Here is a 13,482-nt window from a genome sequence, read left to right on the forward strand (position 1 = left end):
TATGCACTATTCTTAAAATTCTACAACTTAAAAATTTTATCTATTTACCAAATAAAAAATAAGTTAGGAAAAATTATTAATCATTTTCTATTAAGTTTGAGGAAATAAAAAATCAAATTTCTTTTTTAAAAATAATGTCAATGAAAAAAATTTTTACTTTAACATTTGTCGCATTTAATTCTCTTTTTGCTCTCTCTCAAGTTCCTGCTCAATCCGTTAAAGGAGATACTGATGACTTCTACCTAACAGTAGAAGATGCACCTGATTCTAATAATGCAAATCCAGCTATTTTTACTGAGAACAACAAATATGGCATAAAGCAAGGCAATACTGTAATTGTAAAACCCACTTATGATTATATTGATTTTTCAGAAAATGATTTCAAAGTAAAAAGCAATAATAAATTTGGCATCATAAATAAAAATGGGGAATCTATTTTGGAAACCAAATACGATTCAATTGGCAATGGAATACAATCTTACATTGTAAAACTCAACAATAAATATGGAACTGTCACAGACAAGGGAATTTCATTATTGCCTATCAAATACTCTAAAATTATTTATTCAAACAACGCATCAAAAACAACTTTGGTTAGAGACGAAAAGAAGGAGTTAAAATTAATCTTGGACAACACTGCATCCAATTATTCATTTGACAATATTTATTTATATAAAAATTCGGCCATTATTTCAAAAGACTCCAAAAAGGGTCTGATTGTAGGAGGAAAATTAATTTTGGAACCTATCTATGATAATATATCGACAGACGGAAAAAAATTAAATGAGAATGACTATATAAAAAAATTACTCGATAAAAATAAATATTTCATAAACTCTGTTTCCCAAGATATTTTCATAACCGAAATTGGTCCAAAAAAAGGATTAATTGAAAATGGCATCCGAATTTATGATGATGAGATGGACAAAATATACAATGATTATATGAGAGGCATCATAATCGTTGAAAAAGACAAAAAGAAAGGAGCTTATTTACCAAAAACAAAGCAAAAAATTGACATAGACTACGATGCCATTAATTGTGATGGCACTCGATTTATTGAATTGAAAAAAGGCAGTATTTCGGGTATGGTTGATTACAAACTCAATCAAATATTGCCTTTAGAATATGATGACATTCAAGTTATGGGAATGCAGAGTGAGTTCAAAATCATAAAAAACAAAAAGCAAGGCTGGGCTTCTGCAAAAGGAGAAATTTTAATTCCTCCAATGTATGACGAAATAGATGATTTTAATATGTTCCTTTCAGATGCTGATAGTTTCAAAAATTTATTTAAAGTAAAAAACAATGATTTGACAGGAGTAATAAACTTATCAAATAAGGAAATAATACCTATTGGTTTTGAATATATTTTTGAGAGAAAGAACTTCATTTGTGGCAAAACTAAAGATGGAAAATGTGGATTATACAAAAAAGATGGCTCTGTAATTTTAAAACCAGAGTATAATTTTATTTTTGAATCGGATAACGATAAAAGCAAATTACTATTTGCTATAAAAGGCACAACTTATTCCATTATCAATACTGATGGTAAAACCATTTATGATAATTCAATCAAAAAATATGGGTACATTCTTAATGAAGATAATTTAGTATGTCCATTTTTTGACACTCAAAAATCATTTTTATTTCTTCAAGACACAAAAAACAATTATGGTGTTTATGATGAAATAAACCAAAAGCAATCTCTTCCTCAGATTTATAGCAAAATAAAACAAAAACTGACTGTTGAGACGAATACCTATTTTATTGCTTCTAAAAATAATAAGTTTGGAATTGTTGATGATAAAAACACAACCCTCGTTCCTTTTTTATATGATGACCTCAGTTTTGACTTAGCAAACCCATATCCAAGTAAAGAAATCATTCTGCCTGCTAAAAAGAATGGTAAATGGGGATTGATTTCACTAAAAAATAAAGTCTTAGTTGATTTTGGATATCAATTTATTGCAAAAATAGACGACTCTAAAAATATTTATAAAGCTAAAATTAAAAACAAATACAAAATCATTGATGAAAATGGTAAAGCTTTATGTTTCGACACATTCGATGATGTAGCTAATTTTGAAGGTAATGAAACATTAACTTTCGATAAAAATACTATGAGAGTTATAAACAATAAAGGAGTATACATGGGCGTAAAAAAAGAAATGAATATCCACGACGGTTATAAAACTTTTGATGAATTAAAATTTGCACTAGTAGAAGCCATGGATAATCCCAAAAATGATCAATTAATGACTTTTTGCACAAAAATTGCTCCTTCAAAACATATCCTTTATTATTTAACGACAAATATATTTGATAGAAAGTCTCTTCAATACACTCCAAACCAAGATATGATTGCGAAAGAATATTATAAAAAACTATTAGAGTTCAAACGGGATAGATGGAATGATGATAGATTTTATAATAAAGCATCATTGAAATTTGTAAATGACTATACTTACATTGACAACAATGGTATTGTAACAAATTCAAGAACTAGTGACCATGCATTTGGTGATACACGCTTAATGGAAAAAATAATAAGAAACGCTGTAAAAGTTAATGGCTTTTGGATTAGCTCTTATTTTATGTATCGCAATTTTGAAATATCTGATTATTAAACTAATGCAAAGGAAGCGGGTAACAAACACAGAAGAGAGTTCAACACGGATTCTCTTTTGAGTTTTAAGCAACAACGTTTATTATGAAAACGAATCCCCTAGTCCAGATTGACACGAGCGAAGCGAACTAACGAAGTAAACAGCATCCTATTGTCCCAGTCCCGATGGCTATCGGGAGGGATAACAGATATAGCATACAGCTCAATAAAGCTCCTCAAACAAAAATGGCATTACACTCTTAAACTGGGATACCACAAGGATTAGTTAGTTTGAAAATTAAATTAAAAAAAATTAAAAAAAAGTCTATATTTGAATCATGAATGTATTCATTGAAAAGAATCCATTCAATTTTATATCCATTATAAAAAATAATCATCCAGAATGCTTTCACACAAAACCAAATATGCCCTTAAAGCGCTTCTTTATTTAGCCCAACAAGATGAAAATCACATTTCAAGAACTATTGAAATTGCTGAAGGCGCGTCCATTCCAAAAAAATTTTTAGAACAAATACTTTTGGATTTAAAGAGAGGTCATTTTGTAGGTAGCAAGCAAGGAAAATATGGTGGTTATTATCTTTTAAAAGACAAAGAAACGATCACTTTAGCCGATATCCATCGACTATTTGATGGTGCAATTGCATTACTTCCTTGTGCTTCATTAAATTTTTATGAGCGTTGCTCTGATTGTGTAAGCGAGTCGGAATGCTTATTACGACACGGATTGATGACCATTAGAGACGAAACTTTAAAAGCAATGCAAGGCATTACAATTGCCTCATTGGTAAAAAAATAAAAAAATATTTCCTAAACTATACTAAATTTATAGAATTTATATATATTTGCGTCAAATTAACGTATGATTAACAATCAAAATTAAAGAAATGCAAACGAATCAAAGCCCAAAAAATGCAGTCAGGAAAACTACTCTTCCAAATTTAGAAAAAATTATTCCTCAAATGATGTGTATGTACATGTGCTAGTTTATCAAAAAAATTTGATTTTAAATACTACTAATTACATATAACATACATAATAATGAGAACTATATATACAAAAACAATTTCAAGTCTAGTACTACTATTTATTTTTTCAACTTCTTTTGCACAAAACGTTGTAACAGGAGTCATAACAGACAATCAGAAAAATCCTTTAGAAGCTGTAAATATTGTTATAAAAGGAACTACATACAATACTACTTCTGATTCAAGCGGAAAGTTCAGTATTGACACTCAACAGAAACTTCCTTTTTCCCTACTCATACAATATGTAGGCTACAACACCAAAGAAATAAAAATCGGTCTACTCTCAGACACACCATTAGAAATAACACTAAGCACAGAAGATGAAAATGTTTTATCCGAAGTTGTCGTTTCTTCCAGACGTCGAATAGAAAAAGCACAAGAGATACCAATTGCCGTATCAGTTGTAACCGGAAAACAAGCAGAACAAGCTGGTGCTTTTAACGTGAATCGCATTAAAGAATTAGTTCCTTCAGTTCAACTTTATTCATCAAATCCAAGAAATACTGGAATTAACATTCGCGGTCTGGGTTCTCCTTTCGGACTTACAAATGACGGTATCGATCCAGGTGTTGGATTCTATGTAGACGGTGTTTATTATGCTCGCCCGGCAGCAACCACTCTCGATTTTATCGATGTGGAGCGAATTGAGGTGTTACGTGGACCGCAAGGAACCTTGTTTGGTAAAAACACAACTTCAGGCGCTTTTAACATAACTTCTCGTAAACCAAGCTTTACATCGGGTGCTGACTTCGAAGTGAGTTACGGAAATTATGCCTACCTGCAGGCCAAAGCTTCGGTTACCGGAGCTTTGAGCAAAAAAATTGCCGGTAGATTATCATTTTCTGGCACGCAACGTGATGGTATAATCGATAATGTTGCAACAGGAAGACCAACAAATACACTAAACAATCAAGGTATTAGAGGACAGTTGCTTTATACTCCATCAGAAAACACCAATATTACATTGGCGGGAGACATTACCACTCAACATAATGACGGATATGCACAAGTTGTTGCAGGTGTTGCACCTACACAAAGAGCAGCGTATCGTCAATTTAATGCCATTATAGCTGATTTAAATTACCAACTTCCAAGTTTGAATGCCTTTGACCGCAAGATTGATCACGATACACCATGGCGTTCCAACCAAGATTTAGGCGGGGCATCCCTTACTATTGACACCAAAATTGGAGAAGGAACACTTACCTCAACCACTGCTTGGCGTTTTTGGACATGGGATCCATCCAATGACAGAGACTTTACAGGCTTACAAGTACTTGCCAAATCGCAAAATCCTTCGAGACAGACACAATTTACCCAAGAAGTTCGTTATGCAGGTCAGATTACATCAAAAATAAGTGGTGTTGCCGGTGTGTTTTTTATTGACCAAACATCAAAAACAAAGGGTACAGAAGAATCAGGGGATGCTCAATGGCGATTTTCCCAAGATTCACAAAGTGCATTATGGAAAACACCAGGTCTTTTTGAAGGATATGGAATACATACAAATGCCAAAATACATTCAACAAGTGCGGCAGTCTTTGGACAATTAGACTGGGCTATAACAGAACGTTTACACATATTGCCAGGATTAAGATATAATTATGACAATAAAGAAGCAGATTACGACCGTAAAACTTATGGAGGTCTTGAAACTTCAGATCTAGCATTAATTGCTTTGAAAAAGAAAGTTTATACAGACCAAGCTTTTACAGCCGAAAAGGATGATACTGACTTTTCAGGAAATCTAACAGTATCTTATAAGGTTTCAGACAAGATTAATACGTATGGAACTTATGCAAAAAGTTACAAACCTGTTGGTGTGAATGTAGCGGGACTCCCTAGCCTTGCAGGTCAACCTATACTTGAACTTGCCGTAATTAAGCCTGAGGATGTAAACCATTATGAATTTGGAGTAAAAACGACTCCTATTAAAAATGCCATATTGAACCTGACCTACTTTAATACAGATATCAAAGACTTCCAAACCAATGTTCAAGCTGCTGAATTAGGTGTAAATCGTGGATATCTTGCCAATGCTGACGAAGTACGTGTAAAAGGTGTGGAACTAGATGCCAGTTTTATAGTTAACAAACATTTTGCGTTCAGCGGAGCTGCTACCTATACTGACGGTAAATATGTGAAATTCACCAATGCTCCGCTTCCATTAGAAGAAACTGGTGCTGCCGTATCCTTTAAAGATGTTTCTGGAACTGATTTACCAGGCGTTTCAAAATGGGCTGGAAGTTTAAGCGGTGAATATACTAAAGATGCCAAATTCTTTGCAAATGCCGGTAAGTTTTTCATAGCCCTTGACGGATATGCGCGTTCTGAATTCTTTTCAAGTCCTTCAGCTTCAAAGTATCTGATAGTTCCTGGTTATGCCATCTTCAATGGGCGTTTGGGTTTCCGTGCGACAGAAGGTCTATCTGTTCACATTTGGGGACGCAACCTTTTGGATAAGGATTATTACGAGCAATTATTGCCTGCTGGCGGAAATTCAGGACAATATGCTGGTGTACTGGGAGATCAAAGAACGTACGGAATAACCATTAAATATAATTTGTAACAATTTGCCAAGTCAGAACCCTCACTATATAGCTTTGAAGGTTTTACTTTGTTATAAATAGATTTTAAAATATAAAACTGTATAAAGCTTAGTGATTATATAGAGTTTATTTAAATTTGTAATAAATTGATAAACCCTACATGAAAATCAGCCGGATCTCTTATCTATTATTAGTATGTTTTGTCTCCCAAGCACAAACCGAAAAAAATGTAGATCATCAAAGTTTACTTTGGACACGCTATTACAACCAATTGACAATAAACAACAAATGGTCCATTCATACTGAATTTGACAATAGGATTTTCATGAATCCTGTAGAAGAAAATTTATATGAAATGCGAATTCAGGGGCGTTATAAGATCAACAAAGATGTGGAAGTTGGTGCCGGATATGCTTATTTCTCTGTAGCCACACAAGTTCCCGAAGTCACTTATGATTTTAGAATACCCGAATACAGAGGACAACAGGACATCACTTGGAAACAAGAATACGGAAAGATAACACTGAATCAGCGGGTTCAAGCAGAAGAGCGATTTATACACAATTCCAATAAACAGGAATTACTCCCGGGGACCACTTTCTATTGGAGATTCAGATACCGTCTTCAAGGGGAATACTCCTGCTGGAAAAAGGAAAGTCAGTATTTGAAAACAATTGTATATGACGAATTGATGATTAATGGTGGTGAAAATGTTGTTAAAAACACATTTGACCAAAACAGAATTTATGCCGCGTTGCAATACGGTGTAAACAAAAATATTGCTTTAGAATTGGGCTATTTAAATAGTTTCCAACAACGACCAAGTGGTGTTGATTATTTTGACAGAGATATTATCAGGTTTACCTTTTTCCATAAAATAAAACTAAAAGAAAAACATAAAGTACAGACTAATTAAGGCTCTGATGAACCAAAAACAAAGTTGACTTACTCTGTTTTTTGATTGTTTATTTTGGAAATTATAATGTAATTTAATAAGAATCAAGTCATTCCAAAAACAAAAAAAACATGAGTACTGAAAAAATTAATTACACTTTAATTAATCTATTAAAATATTTTCTAAAGTTAGGAACAACAGGCTTTGGTGGTCCTGTGGCATTAGTTGGTTACATGCATCGCGACTTGGTCGAACACAGAAAATGGATTAATGATTCCGACTTCAAAGAAGGACTAGCGCTTTCGCAATTGGCACCCGGTCCTTTAGCTGCGCAATTGGGAATTTATATTGGCTTTGTGCATTTTGGAGTTTTGGGCGCAACCTTATCGGGCTTAGCCTTTGTAATTCCCTCCTTCATAATGGTCGTTCTATTAGGTATTGCCTATCAAGCATATGGCGGATTACCGTGGATGCAAGCCATTTTTTATGGCATAAGCGCAGCTGTAATTGGAATTATTGTTTTGAGTTCCTATAAATTGACCGTCAAATCGATTAGTAAATTTGAAATTCCGGCTATAAAGAGCAATTGGTTGCTTTGGATCTTTTACATCTTAGCCACTATACTTACGGCTGTAACGCAAAAAGAGGAACTACTTTTGTTTGTGGCTTTGGGTTTCATCTACATGATTGTGAAAGCACCACCACAATGGATTAAACGTCCTAAAGTTGCTTCCTTCTTTTTTCTTTCAACAGCTGGATTTTCGGCTATAGAACTTGGGAAATTAGGAGACCTTGCCTGGTTTTTTATCAAAGCTGGAGCATTTGTTTTTGGAAGCGGGCTGGCTATTGTACCCTTTTTACACGCTGGAGTGGTCAACGAGCATGGGTGGCTAACCGAAAATCAATTTGTCGATGCGGTAGCGGTAGCGATGATTACTCCTGGCCCTGTTGTAATAACCGTCGGTTTCATTGGATATTTGGTCGCAGGAGCTTCTGGAGCCACTATTGCTGCTTTGGGCGTTTTTCTGCCTTGTTACTTATTCACGGTAATTCCTGCCCCCTATTTTAAGAGAATATCACAAAACAAAAGTATCAAAGCATTTGTAGAAGGAATAACTGCTGGGGTTATTGGCGCTTTAGTGGGTGCCGTAATTGTAATTTCCCTCCGAACCATTGTAGACATTCCCACAGCATTAATTGCAACAGGTACAGTTCTCATTTTGATATATGTCAAAAAAATACAAGAACCACAAATAATAGGAATTGCTGCGTTATTGGGCATTTTACTCAAACTGATATAATTTAATAAAAAAAGTGCTCCTAAATTCTACAGTTTGTCAATCCAATTTTAAGAATAGATTATTCACCAATTAACTAAATTTTGTAAAAACAGACCGTAACTTTAATAGAAAAGTTAAGGCCATGAAAAATTTTGCAATTAAGCTGACGTGGTTAACCACAATTTATCTTGTTGTTTTTGCTGCACTATGCCAAACAAAACTATTTTTTCCAGTTTTAATGGGTTTGTACTTTATTGGTGTGAGTCTACTATTGCTTTTAATCTTTACAGTACTGCACGATGAAGAATACAAAACAAATAAAAAATTTAAGGATTGGTACCGTGATAACTCCAAGAAAAATTTAGTACACTAAGAAATCGTATTTTCAGATCAAGGCAAAAAAAGTCCCGAATTTCTTCGGGACTTTCTATTTTTATTTCTCTCTAATATAAATATCGATTGGAACTCCTGAGAAATCCCAGTTTTCTCTAATCTTATTCTCAAGGTAACGTTTGTAAGGTTCCTTAACATATTGCGGCATATTGGCAAAAAACACAAACTGAGGTGTCTGAGTTGGCAACTGCATACAATATTTAATTTTTACATATTTCCCTTTAGTTGCCGGTGGCGGATAGGCCTCTATCACTTTCAACATGAATTCGTTGAATTTTGAAGTCGGTATGCGTTGCTGTCTGTTTTCATACACCTGAACAGTCGCTTCCAATGCTTTTAACAAACGTTGCTTAGTCAAAGCCGAAACAAAAAGAATAGGCACATCCGTAAACGGCATTAATTCCTTTTTAATTTTCTCCTCATAATCACGGGTTGACATGGTATCTTTTTCAACCAAATCCCATTTGTTTACCAAGATTACAACGCCTTTTCGGTTTTTCTCGGCCAACCAAAAAATACTTTGGTCCTGGCCTTCAAATCCACGGGTTGCATCAATTACCAAGATACAAATATCGGCATGCTCAATTGCACGAACCGAACGCATTACGGAGTAAAACTCCAAATCTTCTTTTACTTTCGCTTTACGGCGAATACCTGCCGTATCTACCAAGTTAAATTCAAAACCAAAACGGTCAAATTTTGTATCAATTGCATCACGAGTAGTACCCGCAATATCAGTTACCATAAAACGTTCTTTACCAATCAATGCATTGATAAAACTTGATTTTCCTGCATTAGGACGACCTACCACAGCAAAACGAGGCAAAACTACCTCTTCTTGAACGGGTTCCGGTTTCACTGGGAAAGCTTCAATCAAAGCATCCAATAAATCCCCAGTTCCACTTCCAGAAATACTGGCAAAAGTGTAATACTCACCTAAACCAAGGTTATAAAACTCAAGAGCGTCTTTTTCACGCATGGCATTATCTACCTTATTTACCGCTAATAAAACAGGTTTGGTCACTTTACGCAACAAACGCGCAACAACATCATCCATTGGGGTAATCCCCTCTTCAACATCTACAACAAATATAATAACATCCGCTTCATCTATAGCCAATTCTACTTGTTTACGGATTTCACCTTCAAAAACATCATCCGATCCACGAATGTATCCTCCCGTATCAATCACAGAAAACTCTTTTCCGTTCCACTCGCTTTTACCGTAGTTTCTATCTCTGGTAACTCCAGAAACTGAATCTACAATAGCTTCTCTTCTTTGTATCAGCCTATTAAAAAGGGTTGATTTCCCTACATTAGGTCTTCCTACTATCGCAACAATATTGTTCATAATATAAATTCAAATATTTATTTCTCCCGAATACTGTTTTCCAGTTTCGGGTTGCAAAGGTAGTGTTTAAAACCATGAATATCAATTTTTTTGGTATATTCGCCACAGCTTGTTCCCTTAACCGCTTCATTTAGAAAATTATGGATGCCAATAATGAGATTCGTTTGCGTTTGCGCTTCTACAAAGAAATCGATTTAAACATTGATACTTTGCGTCAAAAATTCATCCATTTTACAACCACCAATTCCCAGGATTTCATTCTAAAAATAAAAGAATACCACATTTGGATCAACATCAAAGGACCCAAAAAAGCCTATTGGTCACCGCATTTGCACCTAGAAATGGAATCCAAAGGCGATAATCAAACCCACATCCGCGGATTGTTTGGCCCCGACCCCGATTTATGGACGTTTTTCATGTTTTTGCATTTCATGATAGCAGGAACATTCATCATTTTTTGCAGTATCGCCTACTCTGACACTATTTTAAAAAAATCCACAACAGGTGATTTTGTCGTGATGTCCCTGATGGTTTTCGCTTGGTTCTTGCTCTACGTAATCGCCAAACAAATCCGAAGCAACGGCGAAAAACAAATGAACGATATTGAAAAAATATTTCTAGAAATCTTAGAATCTTAAGTATAGAGTAATTAGTAAAAAGTAATTAGTGATTAGCTTTTGAGTGTGTCAATTTTGAATTCATCTATATTATGTTGGATCTTTTGCTAATCACCAATGACTAATTACTAATCACTAAAAATTTCGGTAGCCAATCCAACTCTCCATTACAACTCCTCGTTCAAAAAGGAGTTGTTCCAATGCGCTTGCTCGAGCTTCTTCCAGTCGCTCTACAACCACAAGAACAACAACCTTTTTTCACTGCGGGGTTTTCATTTCGATCCGGGCTAAAAAAAATCAGCATTAGAACAAATTCCAATACTGATTTTAAACTATTTTATTTCATAGAAAATTAAAAAGCTATTCACTAATTACTTTTCACTAATTACTTTTTTTACTGATTATATCCAAAACGCTTCAACATATTTGCGTTGCTTCTCCAGTTTTTATTCACTTTCACGTACAATTCAATATGGATTTGCTTCCCGAAGAATTTCTCCAAATCCACACGGGCATCCATTCCCACTTTTTTCAAAGCAGCACCTTTATGACCAATAACGATTCCTTTTTGGGTATCACGTTCCACCATAATCAAAGAACGAATACGGATGATATTCTCATCTTCGAAAAACTCTTCGGTTACGATTTCAACTGCGTATGGAATTTCTTTGCTGTAATTCAATAATATTTTTTCACGAATCGTTTCGTTAACAAAGAAACGTTCCGGTTTATCTGTCAATTGATCTTTTGGGTAATACGCAGGTGATTCCGGCAACAATGAAATAATTCTTTGAAAAACTTCAGGCACATTAAAATTCTGCAAAGCAGATATTGGATAAATTTCAGCATTCGGCACTTTGGCGGTCCAAAAAGCTACTTGCTCTTCCAACTGTGCTTGATTCGAATTGTCAATTTTGTTTAATAATAACAAAACCGGAATTTTCGAATGGATAATTTTATTAAAAAAAGCTTCGTCTTTCAATTCTTGCTCACCAATTTCTACCATATAGATTAAAACATCGGCATCTTCAAAAGCGGACTTCACAAAGTTCATCATCGATTCCTGCATTTCGTAGGCCGGTTTGATGATCCCAGGCGTATCCGACAAGATCATTTGAAAATCTTCCCCGTTTACAATCCCAAGAATTCTATGACGTGTTGTTTGTGCTTTTGACGTAATAATTGATAACCTTTCACCAACAAAGGCGTTCATTAACGTTGATTTCCCAACGTTTGGATTCCCTATGATGTTTACAAAACCTGCTTTATGTGACATTTCTACTTAAATTTATGCTGCAAAGGTAGTCATATCAAGTCAATACAGGAAATAAAACATTTTTTAAAGTTTTCATTGGATTTATCAAAATTCGGCGTATCTTTGCACCCGAAACAACGCGGGATAGAGCAGTAGGCAGCTCGTCGGGCTCATAACCCGAAGGTCACAGGTTCGAGTCCTGTTCCCGCTACTAAGGTAGCCTTATTGAGATTACAAAACGCGCATCGCGGGATAGAGCAGTAGGCAGCTCGTCGGGCTCATAACCCGAAGGTCACAGGTTCGAGTCCTGTTCCCGCTACTAGAAAAGCTTCAGAGAAATCTGAAGCTTTTTTCTTTTTAACCATCTTTCTCAACGTCTCTTTGTGTTCACGAGCGGGACGCTCGCGCCAGCAGGGTAACATAATCAACAGTATAAAAAACATTGAAATGTTAGAAATTCTTTACCAAGATGAATATATTATAGCAATTAATAAACCAAGTGGATTGTTGGTTCACAAATCATTTTATGCGCGCGATGCAAAAGTTTATGCTATTCAAGAATTGAGAAATCAAATAGGAGGGCAACACGTTTATCCTATTCATCGGTTAGACCGAAAAACTTCTGGTATCTTATTATTTGCGTTAGATAAAGAGATTTTAAAAATTATGAATGATCGTTTTGCCACACGCGAAGTCGAAAAAAAGTATTTAGCAATTTTACGTGGTTGGTCACCCGAAGAACTAACGATTGATTATGATTTAACCAATGATGATGACATTAAACAAAATGCGATAACATACTTTCATCGTTTGCAAAATGCCGAAGTCGAGTTAGAATTTAACAATCAACCAACGTCACGATATTGTTTGGTAGAAGCGATTCCTGAAACTGGACGTATGCATCAATTACGAAAACATTTCAAACATATTTTTCATCCCATTTTAGGAAGTCGCCCACATGGTTGTAACAAACAAAATAAATTATGGTTGGAGAATTATGAGCTGAAAGGAATGATGCTTCATGCACATCAGTTAATTTTTAATCATCCAATAAAAAATGAACAACTAATCTTGAATGCAAAGATTAATGAAGAGTTTAGCAGAGTAGGTATTATTCTTAATCTAGATTTGAGTAAGTATAAATAGAATAATAATTTGTAACTCATCGGGCTCGTATCCGCCGCCGCGGACACAGGTTCGAGTCCCGCTCCCCTACTAGAAAAGCTTCAGAGAAATCTGGAGCTTTTTTCGATTAATTGCTTTGTGCATTTACGTCCTTAAGCTTCTAAACTTTTTTCATACATTATTCATACACTATCCATGCCTTTGATACGCCTTTGATATGTACTGTGTGCCGTCCTTGACCCGTCCTGAAATAACTATACAGATTATTAAATAAATCCTAATATAGTTATACAAATATAATTCTTAATCCTAAACTTACTATACAACTGTTTTTTTATGGCTAAATTTTTTATTGTAATTCTT

Annotated in this window: 10 protein-coding genes and 2 tRNA genes; 10 read left to right on the top strand and 2 right to left on the bottom strand. The window is 34.8% G+C overall.

Features of this window, described 5'->3' with window-relative positions; genetic code table 11:
• The first annotated feature begins 140 nt into the window (after positions 1-140).
• The 6 genes from DOS84_RS17120 (at position 141) to DOS84_RS17145 (ending at position 8,751) form a co-directional block, all read left to right on the top strand.
• Entirely contained in the window at positions 141-2,630 is a 2,490-nt protein-coding gene (locus DOS84_RS17120) for a WG repeat-containing protein (protein WP_165830460.1), read from the top strand.
• 381 nt (positions 2,631-3,011) lie between these two features.
• Entirely contained in the window at positions 3,012-3,425 is a 414-nt protein-coding gene (locus DOS84_RS17125; RefSeq protein WP_111411322.1) for an RrF2 family transcriptional regulator, read from the top strand.
• 242 nt (positions 3,426-3,667) lie between these two features.
• Entirely contained in the window at positions 3,668-6,223 is a 2,556-nt protein-coding gene (locus DOS84_RS17130) for a TonB-dependent receptor (RefSeq protein WP_111411323.1), read from the top strand.
• A 140-nt stretch (positions 6,224-6,363) separates the two neighbouring features.
• Positions 6,364-7,119 (top strand): DUF2490 domain-containing protein, encoded by a 756-nt coding sequence (locus DOS84_RS17135; RefSeq protein WP_111411324.1) that lies wholly within the window; start codon positions 6,364-6,366, stop codon positions 7,117-7,119.
• Between the two features lie 110 nt (positions 7,120-7,229).
• On the top strand, positions 7,230-8,399 hold the full coding sequence (locus tag DOS84_RS17140; protein WP_111411325.1) for a chromate transporter: 1,170 nt from the start codon (positions 7,230-7,232) through the stop codon (positions 8,397-8,399).
• A 121-nt stretch (positions 8,400-8,520) separates the two neighbouring features.
• On the top strand, positions 8,521-8,751 hold the full coding sequence (locus DOS84_RS17145; RefSeq protein WP_111411326.1) for a hypothetical protein: 231 nt from the start codon (positions 8,521-8,523) through the stop codon (positions 8,749-8,751).
• Positions 8,752-8,811: 60 nt separating this feature from the next.
• Here DOS84_RS17145 and der read toward each other — a convergent pair whose 3' ends face one another.
• The gene (der, locus tag DOS84_RS17150) at positions 8,812-10,122 is read right to left on the bottom strand and encodes a ribosome biogenesis GTPase Der (protein WP_111411327.1); all 1,311 of its coding nucleotides are present in this window, start codon (positions 10,120-10,122) and stop codon (positions 8,812-8,814) included.
• 140 nt (positions 10,123-10,262) lie between these two features.
• Between der and DOS84_RS17155 the strand changes: the two genes are divergently transcribed.
• Positions 10,263-10,760: a hypothetical protein gene (locus DOS84_RS17155; protein ID WP_111411328.1), complete on the top strand. Its 498-nt coding sequence runs from the start codon at positions 10,263-10,265 to the stop codon at positions 10,758-10,760.
• 373 nt (positions 10,761-11,133) lie between these two features.
• Here DOS84_RS17155 and era read toward each other — a convergent pair whose 3' ends face one another.
• Positions 11,134-12,015 (bottom strand): GTPase Era, encoded by an 882-nt coding sequence (gene era / locus DOS84_RS17160; RefSeq protein WP_111411329.1) that lies wholly within the window; start codon positions 12,013-12,015, stop codon positions 11,134-11,136.
• 117 nt (positions 12,016-12,132) lie between these two features.
• Between era and DOS84_RS17165 the strand changes: the two genes are divergently transcribed.
• From DOS84_RS17165 to DOS84_RS17175, 3 genes are all read left to right on the top strand, one after another.
• A tRNA-Met gene (locus DOS84_RS17165) sits at positions 12,133-12,205 on the top strand.
• 35 nt (positions 12,206-12,240) lie between these two features.
• Positions 12,241-12,313, top strand: a tRNA-Met gene (locus tag DOS84_RS17170).
• A gap of 128 nt (positions 12,314-12,441) precedes the next feature.
• Positions 12,442-13,140: a pseudouridine synthase gene (locus tag DOS84_RS17175; RefSeq protein ID WP_111411330.1), complete on the top strand. Its 699-nt coding sequence runs from the start codon at positions 12,442-12,444 to the stop codon at positions 13,138-13,140.
• The last annotated feature ends 342 nt before the right edge of the window (positions 13,141-13,482 follow it).

It is taken from the genome of Flavobacterium aquariorum (genome assembly GCF_003254745.1).
GTDB lineage: Bacteria > Bacteroidota > Bacteroidia > Flavobacteriales > Flavobacteriaceae > Flavobacterium > Flavobacterium aquariorum.